The sequence below is a fragment of the Desulfitobacterium hafniense DCB-2 genome, assembly GCF_000021925.1.
In the GTDB taxonomy this organism is placed as follows: domain Bacteria; phylum Bacillota; class Desulfitobacteriia; order Desulfitobacteriales; family Desulfitobacteriaceae; genus Desulfitobacterium; species Desulfitobacterium hafniense.
On the sequence record NC_011830.1, the window covers coordinates 4,984,105 to 5,006,157 of the forward strand.

The window sequence follows — 22,053 nt, forward strand, 5'->3', positions numbered from 1 at the left end:
GAACATTAAAGGGGTATATTATATACTTAAAGAAGCTTGGGACATGACGTTTTGAACATTCCTGAAGGTCTTATTGCGGCGATGATGAAGCATTGAGATGGAGGCCAAACCCTTGAAAGAAAACTCAATTCCCTGGTGGATGCGCATAAAAGTACATTTTCTCTTGTTTGGGATCGCCATGTCCATTCTCCCGCTGTTTTTTCTGGGTTATTTGGGCTTTACCTCCGCGCGGCAAAATCTGCAGACGGATATTTACAAGCAGAACTATAACCAGGTCTCCGTACTGGCCCGGGAACTTCAGGATGCCCTAGCCACTATCGAAACCAGCCTGACCTTTACCAAAACCGCTACGGCTCAGGCCTTGACAGGAAGTGACGATACATCACGCCAGTTGGTTTTGGAAACTCTGATGCAAAAGGAACCGGCCCTTAAAGAGCTTAAGGTTTATGATGCCAACTTCAGAAGCATCGCTCAGCTAAACCGCCGGGCAGGTACCCATTCGGATGCACCGGCCATCGCTCCTGGCCCTGGCCTCTCTTCTGAAGCGCCCTCATCTCTGAGTGATCTGTATTTTTCCCGGGAGGGCCAACCGGAAATCCAGCTTACTGCGGCTATTCAGGACCCCGCAGAGGGCAAACTCCTGGGGTATCTGCAAGGGACCATCGAGCTGACAGCCCTGATCGACCGCTATTTTGATTTTCAATTAGGTGAAGGAAAATATATTTTCCTGGTTGACCGCTCCGGAACCTTGATCGGACAAACGGACTCCGCTCTTCATGGGCATCAGGAAGACCTGCGCCAAAATCCTGCCATCCAGGATTTCATGGCCGGCGAGGCTTTTTCCGCCGGAAGCCAGTATAAGAATTATGCCGGAGTGAAGGTGATTGGGGCCTTTGCTTCTCTGGATACCCCCAACTGGGGAGTATTTATCGAACAGCCTGCACATGAAGCGAATAAACCTATCTTTGAATTTGCCTTTCACCTTATTATCATTGCCATCCTGATCATGGCTCTGGTGATGATTATCAGTATTTCCTTTGGCTTGAAAGTCGTTCAACCCATTGAAAATCTTGAGTCTCAGGTCAGGAAAATCATTCTGACCGGGGACTTGGAATCCCATATCCCCATTGAGAGTTGGGATGAAATCGGCCGGCTGGTCAAATCCTTTAACCAGCTGCTCAACTCCTTAGATCAAAAAAATGAAAACTTAAAGAACGAGAAGGAGCTCCTGACCACCGTCGTCGACGGAGTCGGGGCGGGAATGGTCCTGTTGGATGCGGAAGCACGCATACTCTGGTGGAATACGAAGTTTGCCCAGTGGTTTGGTCAGCCGTCCGCCAATCTCCCCTGTGAGCAGGTCATTGGCGGAGAGGAAACGGAGGGCGTCTTCCTGGAAAATGGCCGGACTATCTCCGTTTTTCTCCAGGGGGAACGCCGGCATTTTCGCCAGATGTATTATGAATTATCTCCGGATAACCCGGAGCAGGCGGCTTATCTTCTGCTTCTCGATGACGTGACGCAGGAAGTGGAAATGGAAGCCCGCATGATTGAGACGGATAAGATGGCTGCCATTGGGCTTTTGGCTTCAGGAGTGGCTCATGAAATCAATAATCCTTTAGCTATCGTGGCCGCCCATAGTGAAGATTTGCTTGACCGTTTAAATGAAGAGGAGCCCGGCCCCAGCCAGGCAGAGCTTAAGACGGGTTTTAAAACGGTTTTGGGGCAAATTGCCCGCTGCAAGCAGATCACCGATCGTTTGCTGGGGTTTGCCCGCAAACGGGATTCAGGCAGCGACCTCATTGATATTGGGATCGCCAGCGCTCAGACCCTGGGGCTTTTGGAGCATAAAGCCAAGCAAAAGCATCTCCGCGTTCACTTTCAGGCGGAGGACAATCTCTTCGCCCTGGGCAATGAAAATGAGTGGCAGCAAGTGGTGCTCAACCTGATTACCAATGCCCTGGATGCTTCTGCCCCGGGAAAGGTCATCGAGGTCCGGGGCTACCGGGAGGATAATAAAATACAGTTTGTCATCCAGGATCATGGGGAGGGTATTCCCCAAAACCATCTCAAACAGGTCTTTAACCCGTTTTTCACTACCAAATCCCCGGGCCAGGGCACGGGTTTAGGTCTATACGTGAGTTATGGCATTATTGTCAAGATGCAGGGTGATATGATCTTAGAAAGTACGGAAGGGCAGGGCACTAAGGTAACCATCAGCCTGCCTCTCCATAAAGCAGGAGAAGAAAACTCATGAAACACAGTCAAAAAATTTTAATCCTTGATGATGAAGAGGCTCTGCGGGCCATTATCGCCCAGCGTTTAAAGCGTAAGGGCTATGAGGTCCTGGAGGCCGGCACCGCCGGTGAAGGGTTGGCTTTCCTTAACGATACCCTGGTCGATGCCGTCTTGTTGGATATCAAGCTGCCGGACGGTGACGGGCTGCTCCTGCTGCCCAAAATCAAGCAGATGCAAACCGATCTGCAGGTCATTATGCTGACCGGGAACGGGACCATTGAATCCGCCATCGAAGCGATGAAACTGGGCGCCTATGATTATCTGACCAAGCCCTGCAATTTATCAGAGCTGGAAATCACTCTGCAAAAAGCTCTGGAAAAACGCAGGCTGCTGCTGGAAAACACCGGTCTTCGTCAGGTTGTCAGCCGCCATGCTTCCGAATTAAAAATTGTTGCCGAAAGTGAAGCCATGACGTCACTCCTCAACATGACCCGTAAAGTTGCCCAGACCGACACTTCCGTCCTCATCCAAGGGGAAAGCGGTGTCGGCAAGGAGTTGATTGCCCAGGCCATCCATTTCTGGAGCTCCCGGGTCAATCGCCCCTGCATCCCCGTCAATGCCGGAGCCATCCCGGAGACGCTGATCGAAAGCGAACTTTTCGGGCACGAGAAAGGTGCCTTTACCGGTGCCGGAACTCAAAAAATCGGCTTGGTGGAAATGGCCGACAACGGCACTCTCTTTCTCGATGAGATTGGGGAAATGCCTTTAGCTATTCAAGTCAAGCTGCTGCGGTTTTTGGAAAGCGGCGAATTCCGGCGGGTGGGGGATACCCGGCTGCGGCAAGTTGATGTGCGGATTGTGGCGGCAACAAACCGTGACCTGGGACAGGAAATAGCTCAGGGCCGGTTTCGTGAGGATCTCTTCTATCGCTTAAACGGCCTGACCCTTCTGGTTCCTCCCCTGCGGGAACGGCGTGGGGATATCCTCCCCCTTGTCCATCACTTCCTGAAAACCCAGCGCAAAGAGTTGCCCCATGAGCGGTATAGCTTAGCCCCGGAGACCCAGGAGCAGTTATTGAATTATGATTTTCCTGGCAATACCCGTGAACTCTTCCATCTTATTGAACGGGGACAAATCCTCTCTGCCGACGGCATCATCACCCCCGGGGACATTTGGCCGGAAAAGTCCGCTCCGACCCTCAAGTCCTCATCTGCTTTCGCTTCAGAAGAAGAATTCCTGCAGATATTTCAGGAGCATCCCTACCCTTCCTTAGACGATGTGGAAAAGGCCTATATCCTGTCTACTCTGAAGAAAGCCAAGGGCAATAAAACTCAAACAGCCCATATCCTGGGCATAAGCGTGCGCAATCTCTACCGCAAGCTTCAGACTTACGGTGTAAGCGAGTGAATCTCTCCGGCCTACATGAATAAAAAAATTACTTGTTCTTGACGAGATGACACAGGTGTCATACACTTAATATGACACCTGTGTCATTTTTTCATTAAGTTCCTCATAGGAAATAGTATCATCGAAAGGAGAGAGGTTTCCTTGCCTACCCAAACCTTTTTTAATCTGCCTGAAGCCAAAAGAACCCGCATCATTGAGGCCGCTACCCGGGAGTTTGCCGCCTATGCTTTTGATCAGGCCAGCATTGCCCGCATCATTGAACAAGCGGGGATCCCCCGGGGAAGCTTCTATCAGTATTTCGAAAACCTCAAGGATTTATATAAGTACATTTTCGACCTTTCTGTGGAGAAAAAACTCCAGTATTTTGACGCCAAAGTCCCTGCTCTCCATGGGGAAGGCTTTGAATTTTTCTCTACCTTACAGCGGGTTTTTGTGGTAGGGCTGGAATTTGCCCGGGAGCATCCCGATCTTTTGGCTCTCGGTGACCGGTTTATTAAAGAGAGCAATGCCCCGCTGCGTCAGGAAGTGATGGCTGAACAAGCCCTTCAGTCCGCCGGTTTTTACAGCGACATGCTGCGGCGGGGCTTTGATTTAGGACAGCTGGACCCCTCTGTGGATTACACAACTGCTCTTTATTTTATGAAGGGGATGCATGCCGCTTTGGTGGAGACCTATCTGGCCTTGGATCAAAGCAACCCAGGCCTTGTCTTTGAAGATGACGCTTATCTGAAGAGCATCAATAATCTTCTCCAGCTCCTGGCCCATGGTTTGAAAAATAAGGAGGCGTTGCCATGACGCTTTTACTTGAAGGAAAAGGTATCCGCAAAGTGTACCAAACAGGTGAAGTTGAATTGGAGGTTCTTAAAGGGCTGGATTTTCAAATCTTTGCCGGTGAGTTTATCGTGATCCTCGGGCAAAGCGGCTCCGGGAAAACCACCCTCCTCAACATTATCGGCGGTATGACTCCTCCCACCACGGGGGAATTGCATTACCAAGGCCAGCCTTTACATGAAGCCGGCGATGCGGAACTGACGTTTTACCGGCGTCAGGCCGTTGGCTTTGTCTTTCAGCATTACAATCTGATGCCCAACCTCACCGCTGCCGAGAATATTTGGCTGGCTGCTGAAATCGCTGACGCCCCCCTGTCCGTAAACGAAGTCCTTCAGGATGTAGGCCTGGAGCCATGGGCGGAGCATTTTCCTTCCCAGCTCTCCGGCGGACAGCAGCAGCGGGTGGCCATTGCCCGGGCTATTGTCAAGAATCCTGCCTTACTTCTTTGTGATGAGCCTACCGGTGCATTGGATATTCAAACGGGTATCCAGGTCTTAAAAACGTTACAAAGGCTCAGCCGGGATTACCAAAAGACGATCATCCTCATCACCCATAACGGGGAGATCGCCAAGATGGCCAATCGTGTGTTTTTTATCAAGGATGGGATGCTGGAAAAAATCCAGACCAATGAGCATCCTCTCCAGCCGGAGGAACTTTTATGGTAGTGCTGAGAAAGAAACTGTTCCGGGAAATTCAAGCCAACAAAGGGGTCTACCTGGCCTGCATTGTGGTGATCATCATCGGGCTTCTTTCTTATACCTCCATGTCCATCATTCTGGAAAATTTAGAACGGGCCCAAAGCAAGTTTTATGCCGATACCCACTTTGCCGATGGTTTCATTAAAGTCACCGGCTATCCGGAAAGTCAGGTGAAAAAGCTGGCTCAGCTGGAGGGGCTGGCTGATGCGGAGGGACGCATCGTCAAGGATGCCCGGCTTTTTGAAGAGCAATCCGACAGCAACCGTTCCCTGCGCCTGATTTCCATGGGATTTGAAACGCCGCCGGAGCTGAATCAGATTCTCCTCTTCAGCGGCCGTTTTCCAGTGGACAGCTCGTTGGAGATTCTGGTGGATCCCAAATTCTTTGCCGCCAATGAACTGGCACTGGGGGATCAGCTCACCCTGATTCTGGAAGGGAAGCGTTCCACCTTCACTGTGGTGGGCACTGCCCAAAGCCCTGAATTCATCTATGCTATGCGCTCCGCTCAGGATCTTTATCCTGATCCCCAGACCTTTGGCATGGCTTATCTTCCCTACACTTCCCTCAAGACCTTAGTCAAGGAGTCCGGCCAGGTCAATGACATCGTCTTCTCCCTGGAGCCGGACACCAAGTTTGAGGATGTTAAAGCGCTCCTGGAAGAGGAACTTAAGCCCTACGGTCTCCAAAGCATCTTCCCCCGCAAGGATCAAACCAGCCACGCCATCCTCGAAGGGGAGCTGAACAGCCTGCGCAGTATGGCCCAGGCTTTGCCCGTGGTCTTTCTGGGAGTTTCCAGCATTATTCTCTATACCATGCTGCGCCGCCTCATTGAACAGCAACGGGGGAGCATCGGCACTTTAAAGGCTTTCGGTTTTACCAATCAGGAAATCGTCCTTCATTATTTATCTTATCCCCTGCTGATTGGCGGGATGGGAGGATTGTTGGGAGGGCTGTCCGGGATTGCCCTTTCTTTTCCCTTAACGGCCCTCTATGAAGAATTTTTTGCTCTGCCTGGTTTGGCAAGCACCTTTTCCTGGAAATACCTCTTTTTTGGGATCGCCCTTGCCCTGATTTTCAGCTTGCTCAGCGGCATTAAAGGCAGCCTGGACATCCTCCGCCTGGATCCGGCCGAGGCCATGCGTCCCGCGGCTCCAGGCTCAGCCAGGAAAACACCTCTGGAGAAGCTGCCCCGGCTATGGCGCTCCTTCGCTTCCCAAACCCAGATGGGGATCCGCAATGTTTTTCGTGCCCCGGTGCGCAGCGCTTTCACTGTGGTGGGCATGGCGGTGGTCTTCAGCTTAATGACTGTTTCCTGGTCCATGGAAAATATGATCGATAAACTCACGACCTTTCAATTCCAACAGGTGCAAACCTATGATGTGAAGATTGCTTTAAACAGTCCCGCCTCTGCCCGCTCCCTTCAGTATTCACTGGCTCATGAGCCGGGCCTCACCGAGCTGGAGCCCCTTTTAGAAATCCCGGCTACCCTGAAGCATCAATGGCATAAAAAAGAGGTGGCTGTCTTAGGCCTCTCCCCGGATTCCACCCTTTATCATGTGCTTGATCAACAAGGCCATAAAGTACCCCTGCCCTCTGATGGGATCCTGCTCTCCCAACGCTTGGCTCAGCTCCTTCAGGTGCAGGCAGGAGACTCCATTCAAGTGAAAAGCCCCCTCAGCCGTGAGTTGGTTGCCGAACAAGAGCAAACCCTGATTGTCAGAGGAGTCATTCCCCAATATATCGGGCTTAATGCCTTTATGGACATCGGTGCCCTGCAGAATTTTTTGCAGCAAGGGGAGATTGCCACGTCCATGCTCATCGGGATGAATGAAGAAGATGTCTCCGCCTTGAAGAGCAAGTACCGGGATGCCGGTCAAGTGGGTTCCATCGAATCCGCCAAGGAAAGCTTAGCCAAAATTGAGGAAATGATGGGCTCCTATGGCTTTACTATCTACTTTCTGGCCATCCTGGCCGGCATTGCCGGCTTTGCCCTGATTTATAATTCCAGTATTATCTCTCTTTCGGAAAGGCAGCGGGAACTGGCCTCCTTGCGGGTTCTCGGTATGACACCCAAGGAAGTTCTCAAAGTGATCACCTCGGAGCAGTGGCTGTTAACTCTCCTCGGCGTTCTCCTGGGGATCCCCCTTTCTTTCGCTCTCTCCCAGGCGATGGGGCAATCCTTGAACTCCGATCTGTACACCCTCCCCACAGAAGTTCCTCTCTCGGCTCTGGGCGGTGCAGCGCTGGGAACGGCATTGTCCGTATGGTTTGCCCAAACACGGGCTTACCGGAAGATTATCGCCATGCCTTTTGTGGAGATTTTAGCTACGAAAGAGTAACTCCTCCCCGTGGGCGACTCAACTCAACTTAACTCTAATTAAGGAGGTCTTCCTATGTCTGTTGAACCCTCTTCAGCCAAGGGCTTTCCTTTCTCCTTCTTCAGGAAGGGCCGGATGCCAGGAATCAAAAAAAACAACCAGAAAAATACCCGCAAGCGCAGGGTCATCATCTACGGAATCATTGCCGTCCTTGTTCTCGCCTCCGTGCTGGCTTCGAGCCTTAAGCCCCTTGCAGGAACCGTGCTCACTGTGGAGCCCAAGGAATTTGTCCGGGGATTTACGGAGGAGGGGCAGGTTTTGGCGGCCCGGGAATGGCCTCTGTACACTTCTGTGGATGGTAAAATCATGGCTGTTCATGTCCGGAACGGCGATTCCGTGAGCAAAGGGCGGACCTTACTGGAACTGGATACCACCGATTTGGTTTATCAGTTGACTGCTTTAAAAGCCCAGCTGCGAAGCGTGGAAGGCCAGCATCTCCAAACAACCGGCGATCCCATAAAAGCCTTGGTACAGCAGCAAACCCTGCTTATTGAACAAGCTGAACGGGATGCCCTGGCTCTTGAGCAAAGCCACAGCCGGATGAAGGCTCTCTTTGACGCGGGGGCAATTCCCCTGACCCAATATGAAGAAGCCCGGCTTCAGGCCGAAAAAGCCCGGAACGTTTTAGAGCAACAAAAAGCTGCCCTGGCCTTGCTCTATGAGCAGCAATCCCTGCCCGGAACAGAACAGATCTATGCCGGCCAAAAAGATGCACTGCAAGCACAAATCAGCCAGCTTGAGGATCGGATTGGCAAAGCCAAGGTAACGGCCCCGGAAGACGGTCTGATTAAAGATTCCCATCTCAAAGAAGGAGAATTTGCCGCCGCCGGTCAACTTCTCTTGAATGTCTTTGCTCCTAAAGGCTACAAGGCGGAAGGCTATATCTTAGCCAAAGAGGCTCCCTCCATTAAGGCCGGAGATCCTGTGGAGATCATTCTGGATACTAATTCCGGGGATCAAATTCTCAGCGGGGACATCGAAAGTGTGGAGCCCTCAGCCGTGGAGCGCATTTCTCCCCTGGGGTTGAAAGAAAACCGGGTTAAAGTAACCGTCTTTCTCCACAGCGAGTCACCGGTAATTATTGGCAGCACGGTAGATATTAAATTTATCACCCACCGGGCAGAGGCTCAGCTTATGATCCCCAAAACCGCCCTCTTCCCTTATGAAAACGGGGAGGCAGTCTGGGTTGTTGATGAGGGTAAAGCCCAGATCCGGCCGGTGGTTAAGGGCATGGAAAACGACAAGGAAGTCATTATCCTGGAAGGGCTTAACCCAGGCGTTCAGATACTTTTGGATACCGATCTGGCCGGACTTAAGGAAGGCAAAAAGATCAAAGCTCTTTGAAATAGGTTTCCTTCAGCGGGAGATTGGGCTCCCGCTATCTAACCCCAAAAAGGCAGGCCAAAAGATTTATGGTCAAAAACCTAGAGTCTATACGCCTTGCGAGGGCTTCTACACAAAAAGTAGAAGCTCTCATTTCTTTGATTTATTAGCCCTCCAGCTTTATTCTATCAGACACCCATCAAACCTTGTCTGTACGTTTTTTGCATCTTTATTTAAATTTTAGCATCTTATTCTACCTTATCAATAATCCGACGTTACGTACGTTTTTCTGCAAGAAAGATACAATGTTCGATGTACCGATAAAGGTTAGAACACTTACATCTTTTTGTTTTGTCCAAATATTCTTTTGCGATAGTTACGTCTAAGTCTCCGTGGTTAGTAGGAAAGATAATTATATAGTCCTTTTTCCGCTTTACTTCAATATGTGCTTCTTTCATTGCTGCCTCAAGATTTGGATCATTATAAATCGGTACAATGTATTCGTATAACCAGTGGTTTTTGAACATCTCTTTAGTAATAAATTCATTTTTTTGCTCCGGAGTGCAGTCATCGACATCCATAATAATGAAAAGGGAAAAATTTAATAATTTCCCCTTTTCATAGTTCACATCAGTAAATTGACGTATAAAACCTTTGAAAGTTGCAAACCTTCGATCATTTAATATATTCATAACACTTGTTACTTGAATACTTGTCTTTCCTTTGTCTCGAGCAATAATTTCATGCTTCAGCCTTAAATTTGACTTAATACTGCTACAAATTCTGTATTCTGATTGCCCGTGTACAATAGACATTATTTCCATTTTAACAGGTTCTCTCATGCTTCATCACCATCCTCATTATCACTGGATGGGATGTTATCTAGAACATCTTCGACAAGCTCTTGGAAATCAAAATATCCTGTATAGGGAATTCCATCATAATCACCTCGCAAATACTTGTTTCGCATACTATTTGTCTTTTGTGTACGCTGCCTATAATTTGCTACACAGTCTATACTTTTATTGCCAGTTGCATTTACTCGGATAATGTATGTGTTTTCAGTGGGAAGACTTTCCATGAGTAAAGTATTGTGAGTTGTCGCAATCAGCTGTCCTTCAATTGATTCAAGCAAACGTTCAAGAAGATTTTTCATCAATACATCGTGAATCCCACTATCAATTTCATCAACAAATACAGGTGTCCCAGCAACGCTGCCAAAAAGCATAGGAAAAATTTCCAGAAGCTTTCGAGTCCCCGTTGACTCCAATGAAATAGGAATATCGATTAATTTACCGTCAATTAACTTCTTGAAGCATAGCTCATAAGAGTAATCATTTTCATTGGGAGTAAAAACATAATGAACCGCTTTAATATCGGAATATAACTGGGTAAAAAAAGTATTCAAAGCTGTTTCACATAATTTTAACTCTTTATTATTCTGATCTTTTACTGACCCTTCATCTAGTTGTCTCATAAATTTAAGGGGAATTGAAATTCTTGCTGTTTCCCCATGACATTCTTTGCACCAAACAGAGAGTCCTCTCATCTCCCAAATTACATTTAAAAGATTCTTATTTATTTTGGCTTTAATATAGTTACTGTTTTTTGTCTCAATCTCATTGCATAATATCGCCATAAATGTGTGTTTTCCCCAATACTTTTCAATATTGTCTTGTAGCTCTTTTTTATAGTCTAGATCGAGAAAGACAGTAGGACTTAAAGTTATTTGATTTTTTGAAATAGAAAAAACAGTTCCTTCACGTTCATTAATCTGATAGCGAAGTTCTTCCTTTATAATTTTATCCTTAGAAAACTCCATAAAATAACTGCCATCTGATTCTTCAATACGAAAACCAAATTTTGTTGACATGTTTTTCTCGTTTCCGAGCATTTTATATTCATCAATCAAATTAGAAAGTGTAATAAATTGCATATGCAAAATTTGCTGTAGTAGTTGATGGCGTATTTTGTCGTCTTTTATGGATTCAAATAGGTTACTCTTGTATTCAGGCATATCTTTTAATTCAACTTGATTCTTAAAAGTATTAAGTGTCTGTAATAAGAATAAAAATGAAGACATTAGGTTTGATTTTCCGGAACCGTTTTCACCATAAATAAAAACAACTTTTTTGGGTTTACCATATGCCTTCCTCAGATCGAGCGTAATATTCGAAAAAGATCTAAAGTTCTTTAGCTCAAAATAAGTGATCATATTAACACCTCCATTTGTTATATATTATAACACTTTCTCGGATTAATAGTACTGATCTTTAGATTTTTTTGGACCAATGAATCATTCATAGCTTTTTGCACAAAAATAAGTGTTTTTTTAGCGCCTATCATCTCAAAATCTTTTTCCCTGATTACTCCATGATCTGTCTGACGGCTTTATGCCACCCTTGATAATACTTTTCTTTGCGCTCCTCTGCCATCTGAGGTTTAAAAGAGCGTTCCATTTTTGCCTTGTCTCTTAATTCCTCTTTGCTGCTCCAGAATCCTATCGCCAGCCCAGCCAGATAGGCCGCTCCTAAGGCTGTGGTTTCAATACAATGGGGGCGTTCCACTTCCACACCCAAAATATCTGCCTGAAACTGCATCAAGAGGTTGTTGACCACCGCTCCCCCATCCACTTTGAGAAGTTGGAGAGGCAATTGAGAATCCGCCTCCATAGCCTCCAGAATGTCCCTGGTCTGATAAGCCATGGACTCCAAAGCGGCACGAATGATATGATTTTTATTGCTGCCGCGGGTCAAGCCCACAATGGCCCCCCGAGCGTCCATATCCCAGTAAGGTGCCCCCAGCCCCGTAAAAGCAGGCACCAGGTAAACGCCGCCATTGTCGGCAACCTTGCCTGCGAAGTATTCCGAATCCCCAGCGGTTTCAATAAGCTTTAATTCATCCCGCAGCCATTGCATTACCGCTCCAGCCATAAAGACACTGCCCTCCAGGGCATAGATTACTTTTTCATCGAGCCCCCAGGCGATGGTGCTGATGAGGCCATGCCGGGATTCATAGAGTTCTTCTCCTGTATTAAGCAGCATAAAGCAGCCGGTGCCATAGGTATTCTTGGCCATCCCCGGTGCAAAGCAGGCCTGCCCGAAGAGGGCTGCTTGCTGATCCCCGGCAATGCCGGCAATAGGAATAGGATGCCCGAAAAGGCCCTCGGCGGCTGTCTCTCCGTAGATAGTGCTGGAGGGCTTTACCTCTGGGAGCATGGCTAAAGGAATATTGAGCACCTGAAGCAGATCCGGGTCCCAAGCCAAGGTCTTAATATTATAGAGGAGAGTGCGGGAGGCATTGGAGTAGTCTGTAACATGAATGCGGCCCTTGGTCAGATTCCACACCAGCCAGGTATCCATGGTGCCAAAGAGCAGCTCGCCCTTTTCGGCCTTTTCCTGGGCACCCGGCACCCGATCTAAGATCCAGCGGATTTTAGTGCCTGAAAAATAGGCATCCAAGACTAAGCCTGTTTTCTCCTTGAACAAAGGCTCTAATCCTTTCATCTTTAGTTCATCACAGAGGGGAGCCGTTCTCCTACACTGCCAGACAATCGCATTGGTTACAGACTTTCCCGTATGTTTGTCCCAAACCACCGTGGTTTCCCGCTGATTGGTAATTCCGATCCCCGCAATCTCTTCGCTGGTTACTTGATAGCGGGCCAGCAGCTCGGCAATGACCCCGTATTGAGTGCTCCATACTTCTTCCGGATCATGCTCTACCCAGCCGGGCTGGGGGTAAATTTGCGTAAATTCCTTTTGCGCCACGCCGACGATTTGGCTTTCCCTATCAAAAAGGATGGCCCGGCAGCTGGTTGTCCCCTGATCCAAGGCAAGGACGTACTTCTTCATGGTTTTCCCCCTTATTCGTCCAGCATCAGCTTTTACTTTAAATTTCGCATCTTTAGGTATTTCTATCGTTTTGCAGAAAACAACAGCCGTACCTTCAGTCAATTTCGAAAGAACTTTCTTCATCTGTTTTGTCTATAGTTTACCACAAGTAAGAAGGAGCTGAGAGCGATTCATTGGTAAAAAAGATTTACTTGCGTACATACGGCGAGATAGGCACCATCCCTTGCGGGATAACGCCTATCTCTTGTTTTTATTCATTTCCCAAACAGCTGCTCATACCGACTTAAGGCACGAATGGCGGTGAGCGCTGTGGTTATGGGTTCCTCGTAGTCCCAACCTTTAGCGTAGATAGCCTTATAGGAGGGTTTAAACGAACCGTTAAGATTCTGCGAGTACATAAGATGGATGCTGCCCTTATCCAGCACTTGCTGAGGAACAGCCCTACCATATCTCAACAGTCCGGACAAAGCCAACCCTGTCTCAACTATAGATCCCCAGCCCCCGTCCTCTTGTTGGGACTCCACGATAAAATTGATGGCTTTTTGCCTTGCTTCTAAGATATCCCGGGTCAGATAAAGCTGGTGCCAGTTAAATTTCCACTTACTGAAAAGTTCCAGAGCCTGGGCTGTGCTATAGATTGAACCTTCGTACCAGGATGAGGTAAAAGCCCCTTGAGCATCCTGCTGAGCTGATAACCACCCTAGCCCCCGATAGACGGACTCCTCTTGGGTTCGCCCTCGTCGCCATAAAGCCTCCAGGGCATGAATGGTGACATCAACACTGGAAATATACACAGGAAACTCGGAAGTGATCTGAGGTGGGGTTCCTTCAAAGCTGGGAAAAGTCCCCCAACTCCCATCCTTGTTTTGCAGCCTTTTGAGAAGCTGGACTCCCAGAGGATTTTCCGCCCCCACCTGATAGAGGCCGATCAAAGCAACTGCCGTGTCGTCCAAATCAGGATGAGTGTAGGGGGGAGTGCTGCCATAGCTGCCGTCGGCATTCTGTGCCTGTTTTAACCAAGCGACCCCCGGCTCCAACCAGGAATTACCCCTCCACCCATTGCCGGTTTCCCCGGCGATGCAGACCGCCCACCCCATAGCCCAGTTCTTGAGTTGATCAAAGGCCGGCCAGGCTCCGGTAGCATACTGTTTCTGAATCAGCCAGCGCCCGGCCCGCTGGCATGGCTCCGGGTACCCCCCCAAACGCATAATCCCCAGAATGGCCAGGCTGGTGGCGATAATATCCTCCGACCAGGAACCGTCCTCCATCTGAGTATCGAGAAGATATTGAATTCCCCTGTTCAGCCCCTCCTGAGATTCCGTAGCGAGCAGGGAAGCCGCCACCACTACCGGCCGGCCATAGAGAGGCAATTTGGCCAGCACACTTTCTTCCAGAATGTTGGGAAGAATGATTTCTTCAGGAGTCGGGCCTTCCAGTCCGGGAACCACCCGCTGACCCAAGGTCAAAATCATTTGAGAAAACTGCCTGGCCTGGGAAAGCACTTGGAGCTTGGCCATCCATCCCCCTTGACTCCCCTGCAGAGCCAGACGCGCAATCTTCGTGATTTCTTCGTCGGGCTGGCCCCCAGGGACCTTTCCCCAACCCCCGCGATTATTCTGCCATAACCACTGAATCCCCCGCTGTTGGGCCCCCTTGAACTCCCGGCCCAGGGCCAGCAGGGCCAGGGAGGCCAAGGCCGTCGCCCCAGGGCTGGGGGAAACACCATGGTCCTGATCAAGCTTATCCGCTAAAATCTGCTCTACCCCTTCAGACACATAGGTTTGAGCTTTATCTAAAGAATCACTTAAATTCTTGCCAAAATTCAATCGATCACCTCCATCCATCCCTTTATCCTATGCATAAACAAAATTTTTGTTAGAAATAATCACTTCAAACCGTGCAGCAGGGAGTTTGCTCAGGCCTCTAAAGACTATAGGCCGAGCCAGGGGTTGCGCAATAAAGGCTAAATGTTCTAAACTCTTAATATGACAATGAAACTATCTCGTACAAAGGCAGTAAAGAGTTTATTGCTGACACTTATCCTGTAAAATAGGCAGAAACAACAGGCTTGCCTTGCCGGGTGGCAACGAAAATAAAGAAGCAACTATACTAACACTGGGAGGTACCAAAATGGAGAAAATCAATATGGAGAAAATCAATTTAGAAGAAAAACTTCAACTTTTTAATGAATACTGGAGTCCTAAAATTATCGGAGAAATCAATGATTCCTATGTAAAAGTTGCTAAATTTAAAGGAGAATTTACTTGGCATGTTCATGACAATGAAGATGAAATGTTCTACGTGGTTAAAGGTATATTAACAGTAAAGTTTAAAGATAAAGACATCCACTTGTATGAAGGGGAATTCATTATTATTCCAAAAGGAACTGAGCATATGCCCGTTGCCCCGGAAGAAGTCCATGTGCTTTTAATAGAACCCAAACGCACCTTAAACACTGGCAACGTCATAAACGATAAGACCATCGAAAAACTCGAGAGAATATGACAAAGCAATAAATGCTACGGTACAAACAGAAAAAGGAGGCATTTGCCTCCTTAAACTTCATTTTGCTCTATGCGCTTTTTCTTTGGATGCTGAGGACAGCCTGAACCACTTTTTCCCGTTCTTCATCATAAGCTTCAAAGGTCTTCAGGGCGTTTTCCACATCCTGATAAACCTTCCAGTACTTGCAGGCCAGGCAGGGTGCCCCGTTGCCCTTCATAAAAGCAGTCACATCTTCCACGGGATAACCCAGGAAAATCCCCAGTTCATGAGGACATTCCTCCTCAAACCGCTGCCTTAACAGACAGAGACTGTCTTCTACTTTAGGCAAATCAGCATACCCCTGTCCTTTAAGGAAGTTTTTATTCTTCCAGAACGCCAGACAGTTGGCCAGGGTCTCATCCCGATAGAATAAAACAATCACCCGATCGTCTTTGCGCCTTAGCTCACAGTAACATACCCGCAGCTGTTGACAGATTCCCTCTTTATAGCGATCCCAGAGGGTGAGCATCTCCCGCTTATGGTTAACAAAGGTCATCAAAGAGGATGGCTTAATCTCGGCCAAAGTCGGAGCAATATCATATTGGATTTTATAGAAAAGAAAGTCTCGATCTTCAAATCGGTCTAAAGCTCTGAAAAAATCATGAACACATGCCTTGCTCATTTCCGCCACCTCCTGAGAAGAATTCCTTAGTTAATTAACATGCACATTCCTCTAATTTACTCAATTCCCGTTCCAAGGCTTTTAAACTGCTGCTATGACTGCGGATGATGGGAATGTTCCGGTTTTTGGCCACCTTTACGGCGACTTTGACCATAGCATGGGATACGGTTCCGGTAAAAAGAACGATCCCATCCGGCTCCCCCATTACTTTTTCAAAACGTGTTGGAAGCTGAGTATAGACCTTTACATTATGCCCACGTTTTGATCCGATATGTATGTAATCCTTCTCCATGCGATCAAGCCCGCCAATAAGTAATATCGACATTGAATCCCACACTCCTTTTTCCTTATCCTTAGCATCGTCATTTAATGAGCCTGCTCTAACTATACTATAATTGATAATGATTTTCAATATCATATTTGCATTATTTTTTGTTTTTTGCCGCTTTTTATTCACCCAGCCGCTTATTTCCGGAGATAGGAAAAGGGACCCCTTCATTTTGGAAAGGATCCCTTGTCCAGCCACTTTTTAGCGGCGTCGAATACGGGCATATCGCTTTTGGGGGGCAGCTGTCCGGATAGGGTACCTCCGCCAGGGCCTTCTTTCATCCAGACCAGCGATGGGTTTTCATGTCCACACGACCTCCTGGCAGGAAGGTAATGCCTTCATTTTCCAAAAGTATTTTCCTTACCTCTGCATGGCTGTCACCCGTGATAGAGCCGTCAGCTCTGACGACTCGGTGACATGGTAACTTCTCTGGACAAAATCGCATGGCCCGCCCAACCTCACGTGCTGAACGAGGTCGACCCAACATCCAAGAAATTTCGCCGTATGACACCACCTTGCCGTAAGGAATCTTGCCGACAATAGCATATACTTGTTCAAAGAAATCATTCACAAATCCCTCACCTCTGGATTGCTTATGGAACACATTAATAACAGCATAACAGATTAAGACAAGAAAGGGAGCCCTTCATTTTGGAAAGGATCCCTTCACTTCATTTCTTATACTACCTACCGTCTTAATGGACCTACCTTGTTCATCCATAATTTGTCCTTACTTCCTATATTATAATGTTCGCCGACCACTTTCAACATCTGTTACGGCTTCCTGTTGCCGGGACTTAGCATCCTGCTCACTCTTTCTCACCGAATTTATAGCCGACTCCCCAGACTGTCTGCAGATATTTAGGCTTGGAGGGATCCTCCTCAATCTTCTCCCGAATCTTGCAGATAAAAACGGCGATACCGGTCAGCTCCCCCACATAATCTTCCCCCCACACATAGGTAAGAAGCTGCTTCCGGGTATACACTTTGCCAGGATGGCTGGCCATATAAGCCAGGATCTTAAACTCTTTGGGTGTGAGCTCCACACGCTTGCCTTTCAAGCGGGCCTCATAACGCTTAAAAAAGATCTCCAAATCTCCCAGCTTGATGCTTTCTCTTTCCTCTGTTTCACCGGCTTGGTGATCCCGCCGGCGGAGCAAAGCCTCGATGCGCAAAGATAATTCCAAAGAGCTGAAGGGCTTGACGAGATAATCATCGGCTCCCGCTTTAAAACCCACACTTTTGTCCACGATGTCTCCTTTGGCAGACAAAATGATAATGGGGACATTACTGCCCTTTTTGCGAAGCTGGGCACACACATCAAAGCCATTGAGTTTCGGCATCATGACATCCAAAATCACCAGGTCGGGATTCTCTGCTTCAAAAACAGCCAAGGCCTCCGCACCATCCGCTGCATAGCAAAAATCATAGCCGTCCTCTGTGATAATATACTCCACGACAATACGTATGCTCTCTTCATCATCAGCCAGCATAATCTTCATCTTCTATCGCCCCTTTCCCCGCCCCATCCTAACCGGGTATCCCCCAGGGTTTAAAAATTCAGGTGGATCCTGCCTTGGCTAAGGCTGATCCTCTACAATGCCATTATCCTGAACATTAATGAGCACTTCATGATGATCTTGATTGATCCCTCTGATTCTAAAAAGGAGTATCTTGGCGGATACTCCTTTTGGGTGCTCATCGTGCCTGGGTGAGGGAAAATTAAGTCAATCCTACTCCGGAGACAACCATTGTTGCGTAAAATATATATCTTCCGATCACCTGACCGGCCAGAATCAACACTGCACCGCCGACAACAGCACCGGATACAGATTTGCTTAGTTCATCTTTAGCCAGCCACAGAATCAATCCGGCTCCAGCAAGGATAAACAACCATTTAATAGCCAGGGCCGGCTTCAGGCTGCCAAGAATAACAAGGCTGGCTTGCAATGCGGTACTGGTGCTGGCTCCTAAAGAAATGAAGTAAGGGACTACAGCGGCTACTTGAACAGCCACAACAGCCGCCACCGCTAAGGCCACGAATTTCTTCATCTTGCCCGCTTCTTTCATACTGAGAACGAAGAAAAGCATGGCTCCCATGGATAGTGCCGCTGCATAAAACTCAACATTGGTCGTAGCACTTTGCCATACAGGCACACTGGCCGAGCTATAAATCTTCGCCATGGCAAAGACATCGATCAGACCCACCAGGGCAGCTGTTGCCGATAAGCCGGTGATGGCTCCGGTTGCTTGAGGCTTAACATAGAGGAGTACGGCAGTCACAAGGGTTAACCCGACAAACATTGCGGTGAACCATATTTCGCGGCTGAGCCAAGAGGTACCGAATTGAAGCAGAGCATTGATCGCATGTAAGGGGCGGCCTAAGTGCAGCAGTGAGGCAACCATTCCGGCAGTACCTAAACCTGCCGCACTGATTATGGCACGTTTGAAGAGACCTTTCGTGAGAAATTTGCCAATGGCCACAAAAAGCATTATTCCAACGGAGGCTTGAATGCAGATCGAGAACGCTGTCAAGGCAAACTGTTCCATTGTTTACACCTCCATCACTGTAAATTTCGAATCAAGGGCACAATCTTTGGGCTTAATCAGCACCGACGGCTTTGTCGTAGCCGCCGGTGGCAGGACTGGAATCTCATTCACCAATTCGGACCCATATTCCATTTTTAACTGATCTAAGTCACCAAATTTAAGACAACGCATAAGGCAGGCATCAACGCATACTGGATTTTCACCTTTGTCCCGCAAATCCTTGCATGAGTCGCATTTACCAACAACATTTTTTGCTTCGATATATTGCGGAACGCTGTAGGGACAATTCCACACACAATACTTACACCCTATGCACATATCTTTATCATGTTGGACGGTACCGTCGTCACCAAAATGCATCGCACCGGTCGGGCATCCCCGCACACATTTCGCTTCTTCGCAATGATTGCACGTTCCGGAGTAGTGAAACACAAAAGGCGTTGGATAGGCACCCGTTTGAAAGGTTCTTACCTTGCGGAAAATAATACCTACATCCAAGCGGTTTTTGTCTTTACATGCAATCTGACAGGTGCGGCAGCCGATACAGGCTGTCACATCAAAATAAAATCCTAATCTTCCCATACTCTTTCACGCTCCTTTCTTAAAGCACCTTCGCCGTCTGAGCAGGAATCAGATGGTCAGGAATCAGCGGCTCGCCATCATATTTTTTAAAATCACAGGTGTAGTTGTTATAGCCGCTCACACCCATGTTGCTGGCCACCGGACCGCATAGTATATTATCCGTGCCCGCCCTGTCAATGCCTGTTTTTTCATCCATATCAATCCATCTGCCATGAGGCAATTCCACTATGCCGGGCATAGTAGTATCAGATACACTGGCTTGGCGCAAAGTCTTGCCATGGGCGTTCCAAATAAGCACGGTATCTCCTGTTTTGATGCCTTTTTTCTCAGCATCCTGTCTGTTAAGAAATACCGGGTTATGGCAGGCCTCTCTGAGCCATGGCACATTATCTTGGTTGCAATGGGTGCGCCGCAGATAATGAGGATTCGTCACGACATAAGGGTATTCACCTTTCACCTGATTTTCCCAATCACTAAAGGTCGCTTCATAACATTCAGGCGCTACCGTATAGGAAGGATAAGGCTTAAAAGTCATATTAGCGATACCTGTATTATTAAGGGTATCCGCTTTCCAGTCACTATAAATCTCAAACTTGCCGCTTGGCGATGTCAAAGGGTGGTTTTCCGGATCCTTTATAAAGTCTTCATATGCGTAATATCCGTAATTATCTCCTTCATGCCGCTCGACCTGGTAAACGCCCCGATCGATAAGTTCCTGCAAGCCAATTTTCCCGGACTGGGGCTCACCCTTTACTTCCCACTTGGCAATATCATCTGCTGTGATCGTTACAAGCGGGCTGTATGATTTCCCATCTTCAGAAATAACAGTGCAACCGGCTATTTGATTAAAGAACTGTTGTTTTTCGTCAATGGGGAAAACCTGCTCGACATCGATACCTAAACGCTTTGCCAATTCAACGGCAATCCATTGGTCTGACTTTGCTTCATAAAGGGGCTCGATGACCTGGGAGTAGACAAGGACTGCTTCTTTGTCACGAGTCATCACCATGCCCGGCCTTTCCCATTGCGTGGTGACCGGTAAAATAATATCGGAGTACTTAGCCTGGGTATTGTAATTAAAGGCTTGCGTAACAACAAAGTCTACCTTGCGGTGCACCTCAATACCATGGGTCATGGCCGGAAGGCCCTGAAGCACCGCTTTATCTTCTGTATAAAGAACACGGATATCTATATCCTTCCATTCTCCGGGCAGCCATTGGAAACTTCCCGTATAAAGATACTTTCCATCAAGAATGGATTTCCATAAGCTTGGACTATTGATGCAGTCCTTGACAGGGTTGCTGATTTTGGGCAGTCCTGAACCGCCTGCTTTTACCAAAGCGGGACCCGCATTCACCTGCTCTTTATGGATATTACCGCAGGCATGGCCCGGCTTACCCATATGCCCGGTCATAAAGCCGATGGTAGCAAATATATGAGGAAAGTCTTCAGCTCCAATACATCTGGCGGGTGCATAATCATGGTACATGGCAACCTTGTTGTCCTTACGTATCTTTCTGGCATAGAAAAGAATATCCTCAACAGGAGTGCCGCATATCTTACTTGCCCAAGCGGCTGTTTTGGGAACTCCGTCATATTCACCAAGAACATAGTCCTTGAAGTTTTCCTTAAGCTTTGCGCCCTCAGGCATATGTTCAGCATCAAATCCTAAGGTGCATCGGTTCAGGCAGTCCCAGTCAATGAGAGGATTACTGACAGGATCATCCTCCGTAATCAAGGTATGGGCAACCGCTAATAAAAAGGCGGTGTCTGTGCCTGCATGAACAGGAATCCACCTGGCATCCAAAGTGGCCGCAATCGCATTATAATTGGGGCCGACGGAGATAAATTCAGCACCGGCCTTTTTAGCCTGCAAAAAGAAATAAGAATACAGACCCGGGGCAGACCAGGCGGAATTCCCCCCTACCAAAATAACCGTATCGGAATTCTTAAGATCAAAGCGGTCATTGACAGAATAGTTATCATATTGACCCATGCCAATCTTTTCCCACGGGAAACGATATGAGCCATAGGAAGTCGTATCCCAATGGGTGGTTGTTCCTCCATATGCATACAACACATTTCTCGTCCAGCCGGTACGGGCAAAGCTCATAATGGATTGGGGGCCATAATTTTCCTTTGCTTTTTTGATCTCCGCCGCCACATAATCCAGGGCTTCATCCCAGGTGATTCGCTCCCATTCATCTCGGCCACGCAGGCTCTTGTCTCCGCCGCCAGGCTGCCAGTTCTTTCTTTTTAAAGGATATTTGATCCGATCGGCACCCAAAACATCCTGCTGCTGCGAACGGCCGCGCAAACACGCTCTATGCTGTGGATATTCAGGGCTGTCAGGATGCGTATCATCGGTTTTTTGACGGATGACCATGCCATCTTTCACCAGAGCCTTATTGACGCAGCGGCCGCCGCAGTTATGCCAACAAGCGGAAGACACCCATTTCTCGCCATTATCCAAGGCGGCATCTACGCCTACCGTGCTTAATGAATTGCTGCAGCCAGCTAAAGATAGACTGGCAGCAGCTGAGGCACTCGCTTTAATAAAATTTCTCCGGCTAATACTTAAACCAGCAGCTTTGCCTACAAAATCAGCCATACACTTTTAAACCTCCCTTAAACTAGTCAGAAATTCATGGATCGCCCTCAAGGACCATGGATCCCCTTCCTTCAATTTATGTTTTTATCGCAT

At 47.8% G+C, this 22,053-nt stretch carries 18 protein-coding genes; 7 read left to right on the top strand and 11 right to left on the bottom strand.

Annotated elements, in window-relative coordinates:
- The first annotated feature begins 97 nt into the window (after nt 1–97).
- The 6 genes from DHAF_RS23310 to DHAF_RS23335 all read left to right on the top strand — a co-directional run bounded on the left by DHAF_RS23310 (nt 98) and on the right by DHAF_RS23335 (nt 8,893).
- The gene (locus tag DHAF_RS23310; RefSeq protein WP_193345577.1) at nt 98–2,254 is read left to right on the top strand and encodes an ATP-binding protein; all 2,157 of its coding nucleotides are present in this window, start codon (nt 98–100) and stop codon (nt 2,252–2,254) included.
- On the top strand, nt 2,251–3,642 hold the full coding sequence (locus tag DHAF_RS23315) for a sigma-54-dependent transcriptional regulator (RefSeq protein ID WP_015945385.1): 1,392 nt from the start codon (nt 2,251–2,253) through the stop codon (nt 3,640–3,642). The genes DHAF_RS23310 and DHAF_RS23315 overlap by 4 nt, the downstream gene beginning before the upstream one ends.
- A gap of 141 nt (nt 3,643–3,783) precedes the next feature.
- Complete coding sequence (locus DHAF_RS23320) at nt 3,784–4,437, top strand: TetR/AcrR family transcriptional regulator (RefSeq protein ID WP_015945386.1); 654 nt, start codon at nt 3,784–3,786, stop codon at nt 4,435–4,437.
- Nucleotides 4,434–5,138: an ABC transporter ATP-binding protein gene (locus tag DHAF_RS23325; protein WP_015945387.1), complete on the top strand. Its 705-nt coding sequence runs from the start codon at nt 4,434–4,436 to the stop codon at nt 5,136–5,138. The genes DHAF_RS23320 and DHAF_RS23325 overlap by 4 nt, the downstream gene beginning before the upstream one ends.
- Nucleotides 5,132–7,510: an ABC transporter permease gene (locus DHAF_RS23330; protein ID WP_015945388.1), complete on the top strand. Its 2,379-nt coding sequence runs from the start codon at nt 5,132–5,134 to the stop codon at nt 7,508–7,510. Before DHAF_RS23325 ends, DHAF_RS23330 begins: the two co-directional genes overlap by 7 nt.
- 54 nt (nt 7,511–7,564) lie before the next feature.
- A complete protein-coding gene (locus DHAF_RS23335; protein ID WP_015945389.1) occupies nt 7,565–8,893 on the top strand; it encodes an efflux RND transporter periplasmic adaptor subunit in 1,329 nt (442 codons plus the stop codon).
- A 254-nt stretch (nt 8,894–9,147) separates the two neighbouring features.
- On the opposite strand, the gene DHAF_RS23340 is transcribed toward DHAF_RS23335, so the two are convergent.
- From DHAF_RS23340 to DHAF_RS23355, 4 genes are all read right to left on the bottom strand, one after another.
- Entirely contained in the window at nt 9,148–9,714 is a 567-nt protein-coding gene (locus DHAF_RS23340) for a hypothetical protein (protein ID WP_015945390.1), read from the bottom strand.
- Entirely contained in the window at nt 9,711–11,087 is a 1,377-nt protein-coding gene (locus tag DHAF_RS23345) for an AAA family ATPase (RefSeq protein WP_011462147.1), read from the bottom strand. Before DHAF_RS23345 ends, DHAF_RS23340 begins: the two co-directional genes overlap by 4 nt.
- Nucleotides 11,088–11,238: 151 nt before the next feature.
- Nucleotides 11,239–12,723 carry a glycerol kinase GlpK gene (gene glpK, locus DHAF_RS23350; RefSeq protein ID WP_015945391.1) on the bottom strand — a complete coding sequence of 495 codons (1,485 nt, stop codon included), beginning with the start codon at nt 12,721–12,723 and terminating at the stop codon, nt 11,239–11,241.
- Nucleotides 12,724–12,977: 254 nt separating this feature from the next.
- Nucleotides 12,978–14,567 carry a prenyltransferase/squalene oxidase repeat-containing protein gene (locus DHAF_RS23355; protein WP_011462149.1) on the bottom strand — a complete coding sequence of 530 codons (1,590 nt, stop codon included), beginning with the start codon at nt 14,565–14,567 and terminating at the stop codon, nt 12,978–12,980.
- Nucleotides 14,568–14,868: 301 nt separating this feature from the next.
- Between DHAF_RS23355 and DHAF_RS23360 the strand changes: the two genes are divergently transcribed.
- The gene (locus DHAF_RS23360) at nt 14,869–15,228 is read left to right on the top strand and encodes a cupin domain-containing protein (protein ID WP_011462150.1); all 360 of its coding nucleotides are present in this window, start codon (nt 14,869–14,871) and stop codon (nt 15,226–15,228) included.
- Nucleotides 15,229–15,295: 67 nt separating this feature from the next.
- Here DHAF_RS23360 and DHAF_RS23365 read toward each other — a convergent pair whose 3' ends face one another.
- From DHAF_RS23365 to DHAF_RS23395, 7 genes are all read right to left on the bottom strand, one after another.
- Complete coding sequence (locus tag DHAF_RS23365; RefSeq protein ID WP_015945394.1) at nt 15,296–15,889, bottom strand: DUF3793 family protein; 594 nt, start codon at nt 15,887–15,889, stop codon at nt 15,296–15,298.
- A 34-nt stretch (nt 15,890–15,923) separates the two neighbouring features.
- Nucleotides 15,924–16,214: a DUF2325 domain-containing protein gene (locus tag DHAF_RS23370; RefSeq protein ID WP_041272148.1), complete on the bottom strand. Its 291-nt coding sequence runs from the start codon at nt 16,212–16,214 to the stop codon at nt 15,924–15,926.
- A 280-nt stretch (nt 16,215–16,494) separates the two neighbouring features.
- Nucleotides 16,495–16,788 (bottom strand): MGMT family protein, encoded by a 294-nt coding sequence (locus tag DHAF_RS23375; protein WP_011462153.1) that lies wholly within the window; start codon nt 16,786–16,788, stop codon nt 16,495–16,497.
- 238 nt (nt 16,789–17,026) lie between these two features.
- Entirely contained in the window at nt 17,027–17,719 is a 693-nt protein-coding gene (locus DHAF_RS23380) for a response regulator transcription factor (protein WP_015945396.1), read from the bottom strand.
- Nucleotides 17,720–17,939: 220 nt separating this feature from the next.
- Nucleotides 17,940–18,767, bottom strand: a complete 828-nt coding sequence (locus tag DHAF_RS23385; RefSeq protein ID WP_015945397.1) for a dimethyl sulfoxide reductase anchor subunit family protein — start codon at nt 18,765–18,767, stop codon at nt 17,940–17,942.
- Between the two features lie 3 nt (nt 18,768–18,770).
- Nucleotides 18,771–19,349 (bottom strand): 4Fe-4S dicluster domain-containing protein, encoded by a 579-nt coding sequence (locus tag DHAF_RS23390; RefSeq protein ID WP_015945398.1) that lies wholly within the window; start codon nt 19,347–19,349, stop codon nt 18,771–18,773.
- Between the two features lie 19 nt (nt 19,350–19,368).
- Nucleotides 19,369–21,960 (bottom strand): molybdopterin-dependent oxidoreductase, encoded by a 2,592-nt coding sequence (locus DHAF_RS23395; RefSeq protein WP_015945399.1) that lies wholly within the window; start codon nt 21,958–21,960, stop codon nt 19,369–19,371.
- Between the last annotated feature and the right edge of the window lie 93 nt (nt 21,961–22,053).

Coding starts and splice junctions, on each gene's coding strand:
- DHAF_RS23310 (WP_193345577.1), top strand. CDS start 98: ATGGAGGCCAAACCCTTGAAAGAAAACTCAATTCCCTGGTGGATGCGC.
- DHAF_RS23315 (WP_015945385.1), top strand. CDS start 2,251: ATGAAACACAGTCAAAAAATTTTAATCCTTGATGATGAAGAGGCTCTG.
- DHAF_RS23325 (WP_015945387.1), top strand. CDS start 4,434: ATGACGCTTTTACTTGAAGGAAAAGGTATCCGCAAAGTGTACCAAACA.
- DHAF_RS23330 (WP_015945388.1), top strand. CDS start 5,132: ATGGTAGTGCTGAGAAAGAAACTGTTCCGGGAAATTCAAGCCAACAAA.
- DHAF_RS23335 (WP_015945389.1), top strand. CDS start 7,565: ATGTCTGTTGAACCCTCTTCAGCCAAGGGCTTTCCTTTCTCCTTCTTC.
- DHAF_RS23340 (WP_015945390.1), bottom strand. CDS start 9,714: ATGAGAGAACCTGTTAAAATGGAAATAATGTCTATTGTACACGGGCAA.
- DHAF_RS23345 (WP_011462147.1), bottom strand. CDS start 11,087: ATGATCACTTATTTTGAGCTAAAGAACTTTAGATCTTTTTCGAATATT.
- glpK (WP_015945391.1), bottom strand. CDS start 12,723: ATGAAGAAGTACGTCCTTGCCTTGGATCAGGGGACAACCAGCTGCCGG.
- DHAF_RS23355 (WP_011462149.1), bottom strand. CDS start 14,567: ATGGATGGAGGTGATCGATTGAATTTTGGCAAGAATTTAAGTGATTCT.
- DHAF_RS23360 (WP_011462150.1), top strand. CDS start 14,869: ATGGAGAAAATCAATTTAGAAGAAAAACTTCAACTTTTTAATGAATAC.
- DHAF_RS23365 (WP_015945394.1), bottom strand. CDS start 15,889: ATGAGCAAGGCATGTGTTCATGATTTTTTCAGAGCTTTAGACCGATTT.
- DHAF_RS23370 (WP_041272148.1), bottom strand. CDS start 16,214: ATGTCGATATTACTTATTGGCGGGCTTGATCGCATGGAGAAGGATTAC.
- DHAF_RS23380 (WP_015945396.1), bottom strand. CDS start 17,719: ATGAAGATTATGCTGGCTGATGATGAAGAGAGCATACGTATTGTCGTG.
- DHAF_RS23385 (WP_015945397.1), bottom strand. CDS start 18,767: ATGGAACAGTTTGCCTTGACAGCGTTCTCGATCTGCATTCAAGCCTCC.
- DHAF_RS23390 (WP_015945398.1), bottom strand. CDS start 19,349: ATGGGAAGATTAGGATTTTATTTTGATGTGACAGCCTGTATCGGCTGC.
- DHAF_RS23395 (WP_015945399.1), bottom strand. CDS start 21,960: ATGGCTGATTTTGTAGGCAAAGCTGCTGGTTTAAGTATTAGCCGGAGA.